Here is a 16,501-nt window from a genome sequence, read left to right on the forward strand (position 1 = left end):
GGCACGGATGCCATGGCGCGCTGCATGCTCGACATCGAACTCGATCGCCGCGCCGAAGGCCGCTCCTTCCAGGCGCGCACCGATGCAATGATGTGGCGGCCGATGGTGGTCGAGCGCCGGGTGATCGTCGAGCGGCGCTGAACGATTGGACATAGGGCGGCAGCTTCGTCAAATCCGGCATCCCGCCGGCGCGCCGGGTCTCCTCAAGCGGCCCACAAGGATACCTGGCTTCGAAAGCGAAGCCTGTTCGATTACCGCCGGTATTGCAGCTCGATCTTCACGCCTTCCGGGCCATAGACGAAGATCTGGCCGATATCGGTGCCAGGTATGGCGTCGTGTTCGAAGCGGTAACCGGTCGCTTCAATGTCCTTGACGGCGACATCGCGATCGTAAAAAGCAAAGGCCGCATGGTCATAAATGCCGACCGGAGGATCGTTTTGCCGCTCGACGACCAGCAGGTGAATGCAGGAATGGCCGTCGATATAGAGCCAGTGGCCCGGGAACGGGAATGGCGGCCGAAACCCTTCCTTTGCTCCCAGCACCGTCTCAAGGAACGCCATCATCGGCCCCGCATCGCGGGTGCGGATCGTCACGTGGTCCAAGCGCGGCATATGCCCCTCCCCTTTGTCGCACGTCTGTACCGAGCATAACACGGCAATGCAGACGTGTGAGCAGAAGATCGAGAGTTAGAAATTCCTCATGTTGTAATGGGGAATTCCGACGTCGAAGAATTCCTCGCCATAGGCCTTGAAGCCGAAACGTTCGTACATGGAGATCTTGTCGCTCTGGGCGGCCAGATGGAAGCGGTTGTCGCGGGCTTGCCCGTGGGCCTCCATGGCGGCGCGGATCATGGCGCTGGCGACGCCCTTGCCGCGCCATGGACCGGTAACCGCGACCCGGCCGATCTTGACGCAGTCTTCCGCATAGATAACCCGCAGCGTGCCGCAGACCTCGCCGGAGACGACGGCGACGAAATGGAAGGCGGTCAGGTCGTCGGCATCGAATTCCAGGTCGGCGGGGACGTTCTGCTCGACGATGAAGACCTCGCGGCGAAGGCGGAAACCCTCGTTGCAGAGCGTGCTGAAAACGGGGACGGCGAGAACGGTAACTTGGCTCATGACCTCCTCCTTTCGATCGCCGCCTGGGCCGCCGCAAGGCGTGCGATCGGCACGCGGAAGGGCGAGCAGGAGACATAGTCGAGATCGGCATGTTCGCAGAAGCGGATAGAGGTCGGATCGCCACCGTGTTCGCCGCAGATGCCGAGCTTCAGGTCGTTGCGGGTCCGGCGGCCGCGTTCGGCGGCCATCTGGATGAGTTCCCCGACGCCGTCGAAATCGAGCGAGATGAACGGGTCGTGCTCGATAATGCCCTTGCGCTGATAGGTCGGGATGAAGGCGGCGGCATCGTCGCGCGACATGCCGAAGGTCGTCTGGGTCAGGTCGTTGGTGCCGAAGGAGAAGAATTCGGCCGTTTCGGCGATGACGTGGGCGCGGATGGCGGCGCGCGGCAGTTCGATCATTGTCCCTGCGAGATAGGCGATCGGCACGCCGCTTTCCCTGGCGACATCCTCGGCGACGCGGTCGATGACGCCCTTCACATAGTCGAGTTCCTTGCGCAGGCTGACCAGCGGCACCATGATTTCCAGCTCGACCGGTTCTCCCGTCATCTTTCCGGCTTCGACCGCCGCTTCGAAAATGGCACGCGCCTGCATTTCGGCGATCTCGGGATAGGAAATCGCCAGCCGGCAGCCGCGATGGCCGAGCATCGGGTTGAACTCGTGGATGGCGTCGATGCGCCGGGCGAGGAAGGCCGGCGGCATGCTCATCGCCCTGGCGACCTCGGCGATCTCGGCCTCGGTCTTCGGCAGGAATTCGTGCAGCGGCGGATCGAGCAGGCGGATCGTCACCGGCAGGCCGTGCATGATCGAGAAGAGCTCGATAAAATCCGAGCGCTGCATCGGCAGGAGCTTTCCGAGCGCCTCGCGGCGGCCCTTCTCGTCCTCGGCGAGGATCATTTCGCGCATCACATGAATACGGTCGCCTTCGAAGAACATGTGCTCGGTGCGGCAGAGGCCGATGCCTTCTGCCCCGAAGGAGCGGGCGGCGCGGGCGTCCTGCGGGGTGTCGGCATTGGTGCGCACGGTCATGCGGCGGGTCTTGTCGGCCCAGGCCATCAGCTTGCCGAAATCACCGGACAGGGCCGGCTGGATCATCGGCACGGCGCCCTTCAGCACCTGGCCGGACGAGCCGTCGATGGTGACCGTGTCGCCGCGCTTCAGCGTCAACCCACCGACGCCGACCAGGAGTTCGTTGCGCATGTCGACGCGCATCGACCCTGCGCCGACGACGCAGGGGATGCCCATGCCGCGGGCGACCACCGCCGCATGGCTGGTCATGCCGCCGCGGGTGGTGAGGATGCCTTCGGCGGCGTGCATACCGTGAATATCTTCCGGGCTGGTCTCGATGCGCACCAGGATGACCTTGCGGCCTTCGTGCTCCGCCTCGACCGCCTCTTCGGCGGTGAAGACGATCTCGCCGGTCGCGGCGCCGGGGGACGCAGGCAGGCCGGAGCCGACCACGTTGCGTTCGACGCGCGGATCGATGGTCGGGTGGAGAAGCTGGTCGAGCGAGGGCGGCTCGATGCGGCAGACGGCCTCTTCCTCGGTGATGACGCCCTCCTCCACCATGTCGACGGCGATCTTCATCGCCGCGCGGGTGGTGCGCTTGCCCGAACGGGTCTGCAGCATCCACAGCTTGCCGCGCTCGACGGTGAATTCGAGGTCCTGCATGTCGCGATAGTGCGCTTCCAGACGGTCGCAGATCGCCTTGAACTCGGCAAATGCCTCCGGCATCAGCTTTTCCATCGACGGCTTCTCGGAGCCAGAGGCGAGGCGCCCCTCTTCGGTGATCGATTGCGGCGTGCGGATGCCCGCGACGACATCCTCGCCCTGGGCGTTGACCAGGAACTCGCCGTAGAGCGCCTTTTCGCCGGTCGAAGGGTTGCGGGTGAACGCGACGCCGGTCGCAGACGACGAGCCGAGATTGCCGAACACCATGGTCTGGACGTTGACCGCCGTGCCCCATTCCTCCGGAATGCGATGGAGCGTGCGGTAGGTCATGGCGCGCGGGTTCATCCAGCTCGAAAAGACGGCGCGGATGGCGCCCCAGAGCTGCACATGCGGATCCTGCGGAAAGCTGCTGCCCAGTTCCTCCTCGATCATCTTCTTGTAGAGAGAGACGACATGCTGCCATTCGACGGCGGAGAGATCCGTATCGTAGTCATGGCCGAGCCGAGCCTTCTCGTCTTCCAGAATTTCCTCGAAGATCTCGTGGTCGAGCCCCATGACCACGTCGGCATACATCTGGATGAAGCGCCGATAACTGTCCCAGGCAAAGCGCGCATCGCCGGCATCGTGGCCAAGCGCCTGCACGGTCTCGTCGTTGAGGCCGAGATTGAGGACAGTGTCCATCATGCCCGGCATCGAGGCGCGGGCGCCGGAGCGCACGGACAGCAGCAGCGGCTTGGCCTTGCCGCCGAAGACGCGGCCGGTCTGGCCTTCCATGACGGTTATGCCTTCGAGGACCTGAGCCTTCAGGTCCTCGGGAAGTGTTCTGCCGTTCTTGAAATAGAAAACGCAGGCGTCGGCGACGATGGTCAGTCCCGGAGGAACGGGCAGGCCGAGGCTTGCCATCTCCGCGAGATTGGCGCCCTTGCCGCCCAGCCGCTCGACATCCGCGGCGCGGCCCTCCGCCTCGCCGCCGCCGAAGCGATAGACCCATTTCGACATTGCTGCTCTCCACCCGTCGCAGTCTTTTACGCCATAAGTACAAGCTTTATGACGGTTTGGAAACGGATGTAGGCAGGATTATGTTGCGTCGCAACAAAAGCGGCATCAAGCGGTTAAGAAACGGGCTCGATGGTGCTTAAAAAACAAAGCTTTGCGGGGCCGGATCACAGGCGGCCCCGCAAAGCTTTCCGTTCGGGACAGGAAACCCGAACGGGGGGTGGCAAACTCTGACTGTCTGGCTGCGAAGCGCATGGACGCTTCGAGCGTTCCAATTCTAAAACAACAAAATAACAATACCCGGAAAATTACATCCCCCATATGGGTGATTCTACGTAGATTGCGGGTAATTTTATGCCAAGGATACGGGGTGATGATTGAGATTTGTCAATCAATTTCCGTAAATTCTGGCGGGAGGACCATGCGGCCCATCGCAACCCGATCCGCTCAGCTCGCCTCGCGCAGGAGTTCGGCGGTCTGAAGATCGACGGAAACGAGCTGGGAAACGCCCTGTTCGGCCATGGTCACGCCGAAAAGACGATTCATGCGGGCCATGGTGATGGGATTGTGGGTGATGATGATGAAACGGGTTTCGGTGGAAGCCGCCATCTCGTCCATCAGATTGCAATAGCGTTCCACATTGTGGTCGTCGAGAGGCGCATCCACCTCGTCCAGCACGCAGATCGGCGCCGGATTGGTGAGGAAGACGGCAAAGATCAGCGCCATCGCCGTCAGCGCCTGCTCGCCGCCTGAGAGCAGCGTCATGGTCTGCGGCTTCTTGCCGGGCGGGCGGGCGAGGATTTCGAGGCCCGCTTCGAGCGGATCATCCGATTCGATCAGCTGCAGTTCCGCGGTGCCACCGCCGAAGAGATGGGTGAAAAGTCGCTGGAACTGCTCGTTGACCACGTCGAAGGCGGCCAGCAGCCGTTCGCGGCCTTCGCGGTTGAGGCTCTGGATGGCGCCGCGCAGCTTGCGGATCGCGTCGATCACGTCTGCGCGCTCGCGCATCAGCGTGTCCAGCTTGTTGGAGAGCTCCGTCTGCTCTTCGTCGGCGCGCAGGTTGACGGCGCCGAGCCGTTCCCGCTCCATGCGCAGGCGATCGACCTCGCGCTCGATCTCACGGATATCGGGCATCGGCGAATCGGGCTTGAGGCCGGCCAGCCGCAGGACCTCGTGGGGCGCGACATTGAGCGTCTCGCGGATGCGGACCTCGCTCTCGTGGCGCTTCTCGGCCGCCGAAACCAGGCGCTCCTCGGCGCGGCCGCGCTTTTCGCGCGACTCGGCGAGTTCGGAAAGGGCAACGACAGCGATCCGGTCGGCGTCGCGCTGATAGGTTTCGGCCTCCGCCAGCCGGTCGGCGGCCGCCCGGCGGGCCTCCTCGGCCTTCTGCAGCTCGGTGAGCAGCGCGCGGCGCTTGTCGTCGAATTCCTCCGGGGCGGCTTCGAGATCGGCGATCTCCTCGCGGGCCTCTTCTTCGCGCTCGCGAAGGCTCTCGATCTGATTGGCGGCACTGGTGGCGCGGGCGCTCCAGGAGGCACGCTCCTGGGCGATCGCGGCAAGGCGCCGCTTGCGGGCTTCGGTTTCGCGGCTCAGCCCCTCGTAACGGGCGCGCGCCTCGGCAAGCAGGCCGCGATCGGTCGCCACAACGGCCTGCTGATCGCGCAACCGGTTGTCGAGATGGGAAATATCGGGCGCATCCTCCAGCTCGATGCGGGCGTTTTCTTCCTGGACGCCGAGATCCTCGATCTGCGCCGTCACCTGGTTGACCGCTTCGCCGGCCACGTCGCGGCGGCGCATCAGGTCGCCGGCTGCGCGTTCGGCAGCGGCCAGCGCATCGCGGGCTTCGGAAAGCTGGCGGGCAGCAATACGGGCGCGGTCGCGGGCATCCGTGAGGCGCCGCTCGGCAGAGGTGATCTCGGATGCGGCGGAGGCGAGCGCCACTTCGGTTTCGGACAGCACGATGCGCGCTTCGTCGATCTCGGCTTCCAGTTCCGAGAGCCGGTTCTTCTGGGAGAGCCGCAAGGCGGCCGCCCCCGGAGCCTCGGAGCCGGTGACGTGTCCGTCCCAGCGATAGACGGCGCCTTCGCGGGTTACCAGACGCTGGCCGGGCCGCAGCAGGCGCATCAAGCTCCTGGCATCAGACGCTGCGACGACGCCGATCTGGGCAAGACTGCGGGACAGTTCCGGCGGGGCTGTGACATGGGCGATCAACGGCTGGGCACCCTGCGGCAGGCCGGGGTCGCCGGAACCGTCGCCATTCACCGACCAGTAGGTCGGGGCCGACGCATCGACCGGGCTTTCGAGATCGTCGCCGAGCGCTGCACCGAGTGCCGCCTCGAAACCGCGATCGACGCGGATCATGTCGGCGACCGCGACGAAATCCCCCGACGTGGCACCGGCTGCCAGCATTTTCGAAATGGTGCGGGCCTCGGTTTCCAGCGCATTCAGCGCCGAGCGGGCCGCTTCCACGGGGCCACGAGCCAGCAATTCGGCAGAGCGCGCGGCACCAAGAGCCGCCTCGACCTCTTCGATGGCGATCGTCGCATCCTCGACGGCGATTTCGGCCGCCTCGACGGACTCGCGCTTTTCGGCCGGATCATCGAGGCCGGACAGCCGCTCGTTGATCGAGTCGAGTTCGCCGGTCGCGTCGGCGAGCTGCCGGTCGAGGCGCTGGCGGCGCTCGGCGAGATCGCGGATCAGCCGTTCCAGCTGGTTGCGGCCGGCGGCAGCTTCGGCGCGCTCGGCGGTGATTGCCGAAAACAGCGCTTCGCTCGTCGCCAGCGACGCCGTGGCGCCCTCGAAGGCCTCGCGCAACTCCTCGGCTTCCGAACCGGAATCGGCGAGCATGTCGTTGATCTCGGCCTCTTCTTCGGCGAGCCTTTCGAGGAAGGCGGTGTTGTCGGCGGCGAGCTGTTCCTCGCGGCGGATGTCCTCGCCGAGCTGGGCGAGCCTGCGGGTTAGTTCATCGCGGCGCTTCAGGAGGCGGTTTGCCTCCTCCTCCAGCTGGCCGCGGGCGATCTGCAGGCGCTGCAGAGCGGCACCGGCCTTCGCCTCCTCCTCGCGCAATTCCGGCAGCTTGAGGCTGGCGATCGCCTGATTCTTGGCGGCCTCCATCTGCGCCTGCGCCTTTTCGGCGACGATGCTGGTCACCTGGTTGAGCGCGCTTTCCGCCTCGCCTTCCGCCTCCTTGGCCTGCACCCAGCGGATATGCAGGAGCATCGCCTCGCGGGCGCGGATATCTGCCGACAGGGTCTTGAAGCGGTTGGCCTGGCGGGCCTGACGTTTCAGACTCTCGATCTGGCTTTCGAGCTGCGAGAGCACGTCGTCCAGGCGTTCGAGATTGCCTTCGGCTGCGCGCAGCCGCAGTTCCGCCTCGTGGCGGCGGGAATGCAGACCGGAAATGCCGGCCGCCTCTTCGAGAAGCTGGCGGCGGGCCTGGGGTTTGGCCTGGATCAGTTCGCCGATGCGACCCTGCCCGACCATGGAGGGCGAGCGGGCGCCGGTCGAGGCATCGGCGAACAGGAGCTGCACGTCCTTGGCGCGGGCTTCCTTGCCGTTGATGCGGTACACGGAGCCGGACTCGCGCTCGATGCGGCGGGTCACCTGGATTTCGTCGGAATCGTTGAAGGCAGCGGGTGCCGTGCGGTCGGCATTGTCGAGATAGAGGCCGACTTCGGCAGTATTGCGGGCCGGTCGGTTGCCGGAACCCGAGAAGATCACGTCGTCCATCCCGGACGCGCGCATGTTCTTGTAGGAGTTTTCTCCCATCACCCAGCGCAGCGCCTCGACAAGGTTCGACTTGCCGCAGCCATTCGGGCCGACCACGCCGGTCAGCCCGCGCTCGATAATGAATTCCGTCGGCTCGACGAAAGACTTGAATCCGAGAACGCGCAGCTTGTTGAACTTCATGCCGCGCGCCTCACCTTCCCCTCAGGGAAGGCGCACTCACGACAGGCTGTCGATGAGCTTCGACATGGATTCAACCGACATATCTCCCGAATACTTCTTGCCGCCGATCAGGAAGGTCGGCGTAGAATTGACGCCGAATTCATCCGCTCCCCTCTTAACGACGGCATTCACTTGATCGAGAAGCTTCTGGTTCGTCAAGCAGGCCTCGAAAGTCTGCTGTGAGTAACCTGCGAGTTTGACCGTCTGGAGCAGCGCATTGCGCACATTTCCGTCCGCAGGCGACGCCCAGCCGCGCTGCTGCTTGAAGAGCATGGAGACCATCGGGAAATACTGGGCCGGCGTCGCAAGGTCGGCGGCGTTCTGCGGGCTGCAGCGGGCAAGCATGAAAGCAGCGGTCGCGACCGGATCGAACGGGAATTCGCGGATGATGAAGCGCACCTTGCCGGTGTCGATATACTTGGTCTTGATCGCGTCGAAGGTCTTGTTGTGGAAATTGGCGCAGTGCGGGCAGGTCATCGACATGTATTCGATGATCGTGACCTTGGCCTTCTCATCTCCCAGCGCCATTTCCGGCAGCGGGCCCGGCTTCAGCGCAGCGGCCATGTCCACGTCGCCCTGGGATTCCGGCAATTCCTGCGCAAAGGCGTCGGACGCGCCGAGCGGCAGTGCCAGGCAAAGAGCGGTTACAGCCACTCCGCCGAGAAGCGCGCGCCTGGTCATGGTCATTTCGTTCATCTGCATGGAACACCCGTGTGCGAGAGATCTTCAATAAAGGTGACATTCCGTATCGCGGCGCCCCAACGCGAACAAGCTGTCGATAGGCAAATCTCTTCAAAGAATTGTGACAAATCGGAGGTCTATCAAGAGGATCGGCGGGTTTATCTCTCAGACCTTGCGTTTCTGCTGCAGCACGGCGGTGCCGAGCCTTGCCACGGCCTTCTTGAGCGCATCGCTTTCGATGCCCTCCAGCATGGTTTCCAGCCGCTTGGCGGCCTCGCCCTTCAGCGGTGGCGGCTTGCGGGGATGCTTGAAGGTCTGGGACACCGGTTTCTGGACGATGCGGATCTGGCGCACGGCCGGAAAACCGAAAAAGCCGTTGATGCGGGCGATCAGTTCGCCCTGGGCATGGGTCAGGAAAAGTGCGCGGGCACCCTCGCAGGCAATCGTCAGCACGCCGGCCTGGTGGCCGCCGCCCGAACCGGTACCCTCGTCGCGGCGCGGCCAGGCGATCTTTTCCGGCCTTGTGCAATCGGCAAAGTCCTCGCCGGCGATCTCGTCCCAGGAGCCGAGCAGCGCCGTCGATATGCCGGCGCGGCGGGCAAGCACCGGATCGATGATGCCGTTCGCCACTTCCGATATCTGCAGCTCGCGTTTCTTGGGATAAGTCATGACGCCTGCCATTGTGGCGCCGGCAGGCCTTGATGCCGGCGCACTCTTCCCACAACTATACGCCATCTCTTCCCAAAACGGCAAACGATGCTCCAGACGCTCCCCATCACCCATGCCCAGAAGCTGCTGACCTGGTACGACCGGCACCACCGGGAGCTGCCGTGGCGGGTGAGCCCGGCTGCCGCGAAGGCCGGGAAACGGGCAGATCCCTATCATGTGTGGCTTTCGGAAGTGATGCTGCAGCAGACGACCGTGCAGGCGGTCAAACCCTATTTCGCCAAGTTCCTGACGCTGTGGCCCAGGGTGACCGACCTCGCAGCCGCGCCGGTCGAGGACGTGATGGCGGCCTGGGCCGGTCTCGGATATTACGCCCGCGCCCGCAACCTCAAGAAATGTGCAGAAGCCGTCGCCTCCGAACATGGCGGCGTGTTTCCGGATACCGAGAACGGTTTGCGCGCGCTGCCCGGCATCGGCGACTATACGTCAGCGGCAGTCTCGGCCATCGCCTTCAACCGCCAGTCCGCCGTCATGGACGGCAATGTCGAGCGGGTGATTTCGCGGCTCTACGCGATCGACGCACCGCTTCCGGGCTCGAAACCCGTGATGAAGGCGAAGGTGGCGGACCTGACGCCTGCCGACCGCCCGGGCGATTTCGCGCAAGCGATGATGGATCTCGGCGCGACGATCTGCACCCCGAAACGGCCGACCTGCGCGCTCTGTCTCTTCCGCGATGATTGTCTCGCCTTTGCCGAACACGATCCCGAAAGGTTTCCGGTGAAGGCGGCGAAGAAGGAAAAGCCCGTGCGGCTGGGCGCCGTGTTCGTGGCCGTGACGCCCGAGGGCGAAGTGCTTCTGCGACGGCGGATCGACAGCGGCCTGCTCGGCGGCATGACGGAAGTGCCGACCACCGCCTGGACCTCCCGCATCGACGGAGGCACGACGACGGACCACGCGCCCTTCCCTGCCGCCTGGGAGGCATCCGGCACCGTCACCCACGTCTTCACCCATTTCGAGCTCAGGCTTTCGGTCTTCCGGGCGAAGACCGAAAGGGTCGCTACCGCCGACGGATGGTGGGAACCGGTCACAAATCTCGAGGCTCAGGCCTTGCCGACGGTGATGAAAAAAGCCATCACCCAGGCTCTTCCGCTAGCCTTCGAAAAATCTCCGAACTAGTTCAAACGCCTTCAATTTCCAGGACACCGTTCATGGCAGCCAAGATCGACCACATCGTCTTCGACATCGGCAAGGTGCTGATCCACTACGATCCGAACCTTCCCTATGCCCGCCTCATTCCCGACGATGAGGAGCGCAGATGGTTCTTTGAGAACGTCTGCACCCATGACTGGAACGTAGAGCAGGATCGCGGCCGCAAGTGGGAAGATGCCGAGGCGCTGCTGGTCGCGCAGTATCCGGAACGCGAGGAACAGATCCGCGCCTTCCGCAAATACTGGCACGAAATGGTGCCATATGCCTATGACGACTCGGTGAAGATCATGGAAAGCCTGATCGACAAGGGCCATGACGTGACGATGCTGACCAATTTCGCCGCCGACACGTTCACCGAGGCCAGAAAAATCTTCCCCTTTCTCAACAAGCCGCGGGGCGTCACCGTGTCGGGCGAGATCGGCCTGATCAAGCCGGACGTGGCGATCTACGAAAAGCATGCCCGCGACTTCGGCCTGACGCCGGAAGCCTCGATCTTCATCGACGACAGCTATCCGAATGTCGAAGGTGCCCGCGCCGCCGGCTGGCAAGCGGTGCATTTCAGGGATCCCGAGACGCTGCGGCAGGACCTTTTCGCCCACGGCATCGAGTTTTAAGGGCTTCGGATCGGCGCAACCGGATCTTAGAGGATCCGGCTCGCGGCGCAGACGCGCCCGACGACTTTCAGGTCCGCCAAACTATCCTTGGGGGCATGCTGCGGGCGATAGCGTTCCAGATTGTCCGGCAGGAGTTCGAGGCTGCCATGCGGAAGCCTCTGCACCCGGCGGACGATCAGTTCTTCGCCGACATCGAACAGATAGACGCGCCCATCCTCCAGCTTGCGGTCGCTGATGTCGACGAATATCGGCGCTCCGTCGACGATGGTCGGCGACATGCTGTCGCCTTTTGCGAACAGGACACGCATGTTGCCCGGATCGACCAAAAGCTTCGCCCAGAAACCTTGGGGGATGGCCGCCCATGTGGCATCGTGCGGTTCGAACGAGAGCTGTCCGGTCGTCTCGTCTTCATAGGCGGGGATGAAGACACGATCGGCGAGATTCCAGAGCGGGCTCGGCTCGGAAAATCCGGCCGGCGGGATTTCCGGTGGCGCAAAATGGATGATCCCCTCCTCGACCGACCAGTCGTTGCCGAGATATTCGATCGGCACGTCGGCGAGCTCCGCCATCATGTTGAGCGTGCTGTGGCGCGGTTCGGTCTTGCCGTGGCGATAGTTGTCGAGCGTGTTGTCGTTGATGCCGAGCGCATCCACCACGCGCAGGCGTCCGCCGGCCAGTTCGCAGAGGATCAGCATCTTCAGCGCAATCGCCCGGCGCGCGGCATCCCTGCCCTCCCAACTTGGTGAGAACCGCGCCAACGCACGCTCGATCCGGTGGCGCAATTCGCCATTGACAGGCATGGACATTTTCAAAAACGCAAAAAATCGGAAACTCGCTCAACCCTATACAACCTACGATAACAAGCACAGGTAACGGTGGGAATACCCAAAAATTCGCAAGGCTGCGGGGTTCGGCCTGAGGCAGAAAAATGGAGCGCAAAAAGAAATGGCGCCCGGGATCAGCCTTCCCGGGCGCCAATTATCCTCGTCCGGGACTAGAGGTACGAAACCGGACAAGGCATTCGGTCGGTGTGGCGGGGACCGGTGGATCAGTCCAGTTTTGCCATACCGTTTCGGATCACGGATCGCAGCTCATCGATGGGCTTGAGCGATTGCCCGTCGTCGAAATGCCAGAACGTCCATCCGTTGCATGCATCAAGGCCCTGCACTTTCGCGCCGAGGCGATGAATGGAACCAGCCTCGCCACCTGCCGAGAGCGTGCCGTCGGCGCGGATGATCGCGCTGTGGCGGCGCCTGGCGTCGGTCAGAACCTGACCGGGCTTGACGAGACCGCTTTCGACCAGCGTGTTGAAGGCGACACGGGGTTCGGCCTTCTTGCCGGTCATGACCGTCAGTTCCGCCTTGCCGAGCGGCTCGACGGAGGCAATGCGCTCGGAAGCCGCATCGATATAGTCCTGCTCGCGCTCGATGCCGACGAAGTTGCGGCCGAGGCGTTTTGCGACCGCACCCGTCGTACCGGTGCCGAAGAACGGATCGAGGATGACGTCGCCGGGCTTGGTCGAGGCCATGATCACGCGGGCGAGCAGTGCCTCCGGCTTCTGAGTCGGATGGACCTTCTTGCCGTCGTCGCCTTTCAGGCGTTCGCCGCCGGAGCAGATCGGGAACAGCCAGTCGGAGCGCATCTGCACGTCGTCGTTGGAGGCCTTCAGCGCATCGTAGTTGAAGGTATAGCCCTTCGACTTGGCGTCGCGGCTCGCCCAGATCATCGTCTCGTGGGCATTCTGGAACCGGCGGCCCTTGAAGTTCGGCATCGGGTTGACCTTGCGCCAGACGATGTCGTTCAGCAGCCAGAAGTTCAGGTCCTGCATGATCGCGCCGACGCGGAAGATATTGTGATAGGAGCCGATGACCCAGATCGTGCCATTCGGCTTCAGCACGCGGCGGCAGGCAAGCAGCCAGGCGCGGGTAAAGGCGTCGTAGATTTCGAAGGAGGCGAACTGGTCCCATTCGTCGTCGACGGCATCGACCAGCGACTGGTCGGGACGGTGCAGCGTTCCGCCGAGCTGGAGATTGTACGGGGGATCGGCGAAGATCGCATCGACGGAATGATCCGGCAGGGCTTCCAGGGCAGCGACGCAATCGCCCTTGATGATGGAGTTTAGCCAAGTGTCCGGACGGACCTGACGCTTCAGGTCGGCCAGCGGAAGAACTGCTGCCATGTGCTACTCGCTACGCTCTACTCGATACGAATTTTACTCGCTGTTATGGTTACCTATTTTGGTTACTAAAGCCTGAAGCGGTGCGCGATTTCGGGAAAAATTTTGTGGCGTGGAAAGACGGCGCCGGTTGCGCTAGGATCATGCCATGAAGAGAAGTGAAGCGATCGAAAAGCTGAAACAGCAGGCCGACGCCATCCGGGCGCTCGGCGCGACCTCGCTTTATCTTTTCGGGTCAGTCGCCCGCGACGAGGCCGGGCCGTCGAGTGATCTCGATCTGTTTATCGACTATGATCCTGACAAGAAATTTTCCTTGTTCGACCTCGTGGGCATCAAACTTTTCTTAGAAGATAAGCTTGCAACAGAGGTGGATGTCACGACTCGCGACAGCCTTCATCCGATGCTGAAAGACAGGATCGAAAACTCAGCATTGCAGGTTTTCTGACGGGGAACACTCTAAGCCGCTTAGGAGCCTCTGTGGCGCTGCTGATAGAGGTTGTAGGCGATCAGGGCGCCTACGATGATGCAGCCGACGAGGGGCATCGTCACATACAGGAGATCAAACGTCTGAATTGATGTCGTCATCAGTTCTGATCCTCCGCAAGAGAATAGCGCCCAGAATATGTAGCATGATTGCCAGGAAAATCCAAAAGGCTACACCGATGAAAGTGGTGACGGTCACCTGAAAGCTTAAGGCTGCGGCGGTCAGCGGCACAATTGCTCCAGCAGCCCCCACAGCGGTCGCGAGTTGATTGCACCAACCCGCATGATGCTTGTTGACCTCGTTGCTTACGGCAATGTCGCGTTTCGACCCGAAGACCATCGATCGCCCTCCCCCAAAAGGAATGTAGAGGAAGGGCGTTAAAAGCACCTTTAAGTTGCCTCGAGATGCGGACTGATACGCTAAGCCGCATGCACCTCGCGGCTATCCTTCGGCGCCTCGTCCCTCTCGAACATGCCGTAATCTCTGACGACATGGCCAATCCGCAGGCGGTAGTCGGCAAATACGCCGCCGCGGCCGGCTTTTTGCGCGGCGCGGTGGCTTTCGAGATTGCGCCATGCCTTGACCGCCTCCTCGTCCCGCCAGAACGACAGGGAGAGGATTTTTCCGCGAAGCGTCAGGCTTTCGAAACGCTCGATCGAGATGAAGCCGTCGATGGTTTCCAGTTCGGACCGCAGCTCACCGGCAAGGTCCAGATATTTGTGGCGCTCGCCCATATAGGGGATGACTTCGAAAATGACGGCGATCATGGCTTTACCAGAGCTCCGTGGGGCATCGAAACGTTCTTGAGGAAGATGCGGTCTTCCTTCAGGATGAAACGCTCGCGCTTGGAAAATGCGTAATTTTCCTGGCCGAGCGGATCGGCCATCAGCCGGGCGCGATAGGCCTCGTAGGCGGCGAGGCTGTCGATATTGTAGACGCCGTAGGCGGTCGTCGCCGAACCCTCGTGCGGGCCGAAATAACCGATCAGGTCGGCGCCGCAACGCGGGATCGCCTGGCCCCAGTTGTGGGCATACTCGGTGAACTGATCCTTCTTGAACGGGTCGATCTCGTAGCGGATGAAACAGGTGATCATGGCGTCGTCTCCTTGTGTTGTGGAGGTGTTTTGCCATGTTGCCAGACGAAGATGCTTCGGTTACGGTCGAAGTATGAAAGAAGGTCCAGACATTGCCCGCATCGGGATGCTGTTCGGCGATCCCGCCCGTGCCAACATGCTGACCGCGCTTATGGGCGGCCAGGCACTGACGGCGACCGAGCTTGCGCAAGCGGCCGGCGTGACGGTGCAGACGGCAAGTTCGCATCTCTCCAAGCTCGAAGACGGCGGCATTCTGACCCAGCGCAAGCAGGGCCGGCACCGCTATTTTATGCTTGCCGACGCGGCGGCCGGCACGCTGCTCGAAAACATCATGGGGTTTGCGGCAAGCAGAGGCCATCTGCGCCACCGGCCGGGGCCGAAGGATCCGGCGCTGCGCAAGGCGCGCGTCTGCTACGATCATCTCGCCGGCGATTACGGGGTTAGGATGCTCGACAGTTTCGTTGCCCGCGGCGCGATCGAGAGCGATGGCGAGAACCTGGCGATGACCGAGGACGGCCGCGCGGAACTCGGCACGCTGGGAATCGATGTGGCAGCGCTCACATCCAACCGCCGGCCGCTCTGCAAATCCTGCCTCGACTGGAGCGAGCGGCGCTCGCATCTGGCCGGCACGCTCGGCAAGGCACTGCTTGCCCATTTCCTCGAAAATGGCTGGGCACGGCGCAGCGGCGAAAGCCGCGCGGTGCTGTTCACGCCGGACGGCGAGCGGAAGTTCCTGGCGCTGTTTCCGGCCGGCTGAACGTCGTGACCAGCGCGCCTGCATAATCCTGTCCCGCGATGCGATCGCAAAGGCTGTTCCATTCGCAGCCCGTGCAAGCGCGGCGCGTCACGCCAGCAGAGAAGGCGCGGCGCAGTTTATCGAACAGCGCCGGATCGGAGGCGATCACCGACCCGATCTCAAGCTCCCGCCCAAGCAGGCGGGCAATATCCGCCAGCGCCGACGCGTCGCGACCGGCAACCGAGGCACCGAAACAATGTGCATCTTCATCCGACAGAAGCGGGGCGCAGATATCGTCGGGACCGGAAACAATCTCGATCGGCTCGCCGGCAGAAAGCCGGCCGGCGAGACGACGATAATTGACGACGAAGGCTGGATTATAGCCCTCGCCGACGAAGGTCAGCACGCAGAGAAGATGATGCGGCCGCAGCCTCACCATCACTCCGCCGCAGGACGGTTGCGGGAGGCGACCGCGGCAAGGACAGCCGCCGCCAGGCCCGATTTCAGCGCAGCCCCTAGGATGAACGGAGCAACACCGGCCCAGAACGCCTTTTCAGCGCCGATCAGTGCCGCAAGCCAGGTCCAGCCGAGCGCAAGGCAGAGAAGGTTTGCGATCAGATGTGCCGAGAAGCTGGCGAGGATGCGCCGCCCGGTCCAGCCGCGTTCGGCAAGCCAGCCGGCAACGGCGGCAATCACCGGAAACGAAAAGAGATAACCGGCGGTCGGCCCTGCGAAAGCGGCAATGCTGCCCGCCCCACCTGCCAGCACGGGCGCTCCAAGTGCTGCTTCTCCAAGCCACGCAAGCACCGTCAAGGCGCCAAGCCGCCAGCCGTAAACCACGCCGATCATGGTCACGGCGAAAGTCTGCATGGTAATCGGTACCGGAACCATCGGCACGGCGATCTGGGACGCGATCGCCAGCACCAGTGTTCCCGCAAGCACGAACAGGGCCTTGGCAGGGACGGACCGGCCGGCGAGCCGAAAGGGATCGAAAACAAGTGTCTGGTGGGACGTAATCAGGGACATCGAAGCTCTCCTTTTCAAATTATAGATAATTTTGACTCCCATCTATTTTATGAAATGATTTTTGGCTGATGACAAGCGCCCAGC

At 62.9% G+C, this 16,501-nt stretch carries 17 protein-coding genes; 4 read left to right on the forward strand and 13 right to left on the reverse strand.

Annotated elements, in window-relative coordinates; translation table 11 throughout:
* Positions 1 to 251 precede the first annotated feature (251 nt).
* The 6 genes from PMI07_RS00010 to PMI07_RS00035 all read right to left on the reverse strand — a co-directional run bounded on the left by PMI07_RS00010 (position 252) and on the right by PMI07_RS00035 (position 9,082).
* Positions 252 to 611: a VOC family protein gene (locus PMI07_RS00010; protein WP_007759593.1), complete on the reverse strand. Its 360-nt coding sequence runs from the start codon at positions 609 to 611 to the stop codon at positions 252 to 254.
* Positions 612 to 686: 75 nt separating this feature from the next.
* The gene (locus PMI07_RS00015; protein ID WP_007759594.1) at positions 687 to 1,118 is read right to left on the reverse strand and encodes a GNAT family N-acetyltransferase; all 432 of its coding nucleotides are present in this window, start codon (positions 1,116 to 1,118) and stop codon (positions 687 to 689) included.
* Entirely contained in the window at positions 1,115 to 3,787 is a 2,673-nt protein-coding gene (gene ppdK, locus PMI07_RS00020) for a pyruvate, phosphate dikinase (RefSeq protein WP_024163419.1), read from the reverse strand. Before ppdK ends, PMI07_RS00015 begins: the two co-directional genes overlap by 4 nt.
* A gap of 444 nt (positions 3,788 to 4,231) precedes the next feature.
* On the reverse strand, positions 4,232 to 7,693 hold the full coding sequence (locus tag PMI07_RS00025; RefSeq protein ID WP_024163420.1) for a chromosome segregation SMC family protein: 3,462 nt from the start codon (positions 7,691 to 7,693) through the stop codon (positions 4,232 to 4,234).
* 36 nt (positions 7,694 to 7,729) lie between these two features.
* Positions 7,730 to 8,434: a DsbA family protein gene (locus PMI07_RS00030; RefSeq protein WP_007773343.1), complete on the reverse strand. Its 705-nt coding sequence runs from the start codon at positions 8,432 to 8,434 to the stop codon at positions 7,730 to 7,732.
* Positions 8,435 to 8,578: 144 nt separating this feature from the next.
* A complete protein-coding gene (locus PMI07_RS00035) occupies positions 8,579 to 9,082 on the reverse strand; it encodes a DUF721 domain-containing protein (RefSeq protein ID WP_007773342.1) in 504 nt (167 codons plus the stop codon).
* A gap of 87 nt (positions 9,083 to 9,169) precedes the next feature.
* Between PMI07_RS00035 and mutY the strand changes: the two genes are divergently transcribed.
* Positions 9,170 to 10,255, forward strand: a complete 1,086-nt coding sequence (mutY, locus tag PMI07_RS00040; RefSeq protein ID WP_024163421.1) for an A/G-specific adenine glycosylase — start codon at positions 9,170 to 9,172, stop codon at positions 10,253 to 10,255.
* 32 nt (positions 10,256 to 10,287) lie between these two features.
* A complete protein-coding gene (locus PMI07_RS00045; RefSeq protein WP_007752404.1) occupies positions 10,288 to 10,902 on the forward strand; it encodes an HAD family phosphatase in 615 nt (204 codons plus the stop codon).
* 26 nt (positions 10,903 to 10,928) lie between these two features.
* On the opposite strand, the gene PMI07_RS33445 is transcribed toward PMI07_RS00045, so the two are convergent.
* Positions 10,929 to 11,702, reverse strand: coding sequence for a S24 family peptidase (locus tag PMI07_RS33445; RefSeq protein ID WP_051484058.1), 774 nt, complete (start codon positions 11,700 to 11,702; stop codon positions 10,929 to 10,931).
* Positions 11,703 to 11,950: 248 nt separating this feature from the next.
* On the reverse strand, positions 11,951 to 13,081 hold the full coding sequence (locus PMI07_RS00055) for a site-specific DNA-methyltransferase (protein WP_007752408.1): 1,131 nt from the start codon (positions 13,079 to 13,081) through the stop codon (positions 11,951 to 11,953).
* 145 nt (positions 13,082 to 13,226) lie between these two features.
* Between PMI07_RS00055 and PMI07_RS00060 the strand changes: the two genes are divergently transcribed.
* Positions 13,227 to 13,523, forward strand: coding sequence for a nucleotidyltransferase domain-containing protein (locus tag PMI07_RS00060; protein ID WP_007752410.1), 297 nt, complete (start codon positions 13,227 to 13,229; stop codon positions 13,521 to 13,523).
* Between the two features lie 114 nt (positions 13,524 to 13,637).
* Here PMI07_RS00060 and PMI07_RS00065 read toward each other — a convergent pair whose 3' ends face one another.
* The 3 genes from PMI07_RS00065 to PMI07_RS00075 all read right to left on the reverse strand — a co-directional run bounded on the left by PMI07_RS00065 (position 13,638) and on the right by PMI07_RS00075 (position 14,655).
* Complete coding sequence (locus tag PMI07_RS00065; protein WP_007752414.1) at positions 13,638 to 13,901, reverse strand: hypothetical protein; 264 nt, start codon at positions 13,899 to 13,901, stop codon at positions 13,638 to 13,640.
* A gap of 80 nt (positions 13,902 to 13,981) precedes the next feature.
* Positions 13,982 to 14,329, reverse strand: coding sequence for an antibiotic biosynthesis monooxygenase (locus tag PMI07_RS00070; RefSeq protein WP_007752416.1), 348 nt, complete (start codon positions 14,327 to 14,329; stop codon positions 13,982 to 13,984).
* Positions 14,326 to 14,655: an NIPSNAP family protein gene (locus tag PMI07_RS00075; RefSeq protein WP_007752419.1), complete on the reverse strand. Its 330-nt coding sequence runs from the start codon at positions 14,653 to 14,655 to the stop codon at positions 14,326 to 14,328. Before PMI07_RS00075 ends, PMI07_RS00070 begins: the two co-directional genes overlap by 4 nt.
* Positions 14,656 to 14,728: 73 nt before the next feature.
* Here PMI07_RS00075 and PMI07_RS00080 point away from each other — a divergent pair, with 73 nt between their 5' ends.
* Entirely contained in the window at positions 14,729 to 15,412 is a 684-nt protein-coding gene (locus PMI07_RS00080) for a winged helix-turn-helix domain-containing protein (RefSeq protein WP_007752422.1), read from the forward strand.
* Here PMI07_RS00080 and PMI07_RS00085 read toward each other — a convergent pair.
* Both PMI07_RS00085 and PMI07_RS00090 read right to left on the reverse strand, forming a co-directional pair.
* Complete coding sequence (locus tag PMI07_RS00085) at positions 15,363 to 15,830, reverse strand: DUF1284 domain-containing protein (protein WP_007752425.1); 468 nt, start codon at positions 15,828 to 15,830, stop codon at positions 15,363 to 15,365. The two genes, PMI07_RS00080 and PMI07_RS00085, sit on opposite strands and share 50 nt — an antisense overlap.
* Entirely contained in the window at positions 15,830 to 16,417 is a 588-nt protein-coding gene (locus tag PMI07_RS00090) for a biotin transporter BioY (protein WP_007752429.1), read from the reverse strand. The genes PMI07_RS00085 and PMI07_RS00090 overlap by 1 nt, the downstream gene beginning before the upstream one ends.
* Positions 16,418 to 16,501: the final 84 nt, after the last annotated feature.

Origin of the sequence: Rhizobium sp. CF080 (assembly GCF_000282095.2) — a bacterium.
Classification (GTDB): domain Bacteria; phylum Pseudomonadota; class Alphaproteobacteria; order Rhizobiales; family Rhizobiaceae; genus Neorhizobium.

What these genes read in the sequence shown, in the direction of transcription:
- PMI07_RS00010 (WP_007759593.1), bottom strand. Translation starts at nt 611, where the DNA reads ATGCCGCGCTTGGACCACGTGACGATCCGCACCCGCGATGCGGGGCCG.
- PMI07_RS00085 (WP_007752425.1), bottom strand. Translation starts at nt 15,830, where the DNA reads ATGGTGAGGCTGCGGCCGCATCATCTTCTCTGCGTGCTGACCTTCGTC.
- PMI07_RS00090 (WP_007752429.1), bottom strand. Translation starts at nt 16,417, where the DNA reads ATGTCCCTGATTACGTCCCACCAGACACTTGTTTTCGATCCCTTTCGG.
- PMI07_RS00065 (WP_007752414.1), bottom strand. Translation starts at nt 13,901, where the DNA reads ATGGTCTTCGGGTCGAAACGCGACATTGCCGTAAGCAACGAGGTCAAC.
- PMI07_RS00030 (WP_007773343.1), bottom strand. Translation starts at nt 8,434, where the DNA reads ATGCAGATGAACGAAATGACCATGACCAGGCGCGCGCTTCTCGGCGGA.
- ppdK (WP_024163419.1), bottom strand. Translation starts at nt 3,787, where the DNA reads ATGTCGAAATGGGTCTATCGCTTCGGCGGCGGCGAGGCGGAGGGCCGC.
- mutY (WP_024163421.1), top strand. Translation starts at nt 9,170, where the DNA reads ATGCTCCAGACGCTCCCCATCACCCATGCCCAGAAGCTGCTGACCTGG.
- PMI07_RS00080 (WP_007752422.1), top strand. Translation starts at nt 14,729, where the DNA reads ATGAAAGAAGGTCCAGACATTGCCCGCATCGGGATGCTGTTCGGCGAT.
- PMI07_RS00035 (WP_007773342.1), bottom strand. Translation starts at nt 9,082, where the DNA reads ATGACTTATCCCAAGAAACGCGAGCTGCAGATATCGGAAGTGGCGAAC.
- PMI07_RS00025 (WP_024163420.1), bottom strand. Translation starts at nt 7,693, where the DNA reads ATGAAGTTCAACAAGCTGCGCGTTCTCGGATTCAAGTCTTTCGTCGAG.
- PMI07_RS00055 (WP_007752408.1), bottom strand. Translation starts at nt 13,081, where the DNA reads ATGGCAGCAGTTCTTCCGCTGGCCGACCTGAAGCGTCAGGTCCGTCCG.
- PMI07_RS00075 (WP_007752419.1), bottom strand. Translation starts at nt 14,655, where the DNA reads ATGATCACCTGTTTCATCCGCTACGAGATCGACCCGTTCAAGAAGGAT.
- PMI07_RS00060 (WP_007752410.1), top strand. Translation starts at nt 13,227, where the DNA reads ATGAAGAGAAGTGAAGCGATCGAAAAGCTGAAACAGCAGGCCGACGCC.
- PMI07_RS00015 (WP_007759594.1), bottom strand. Translation starts at nt 1,118, where the DNA reads ATGAGCCAAGTTACCGTTCTCGCCGTCCCCGTTTTCAGCACGCTCTGC.
- PMI07_RS00070 (WP_007752416.1), bottom strand. Translation starts at nt 14,329, where the DNA reads ATGATCGCCGTCATTTTCGAAGTCATCCCCTATATGGGCGAGCGCCAC.
- PMI07_RS33445 (WP_051484058.1), bottom strand. Translation starts at nt 11,702, where the DNA reads ATGCCTGTCAATGGCGAATTGCGCCACCGGATCGAGCGTGCGTTGGCG.
- PMI07_RS00045 (WP_007752404.1), top strand. Translation starts at nt 10,288, where the DNA reads ATGGCAGCCAAGATCGACCACATCGTCTTCGACATCGGCAAGGTGCTG.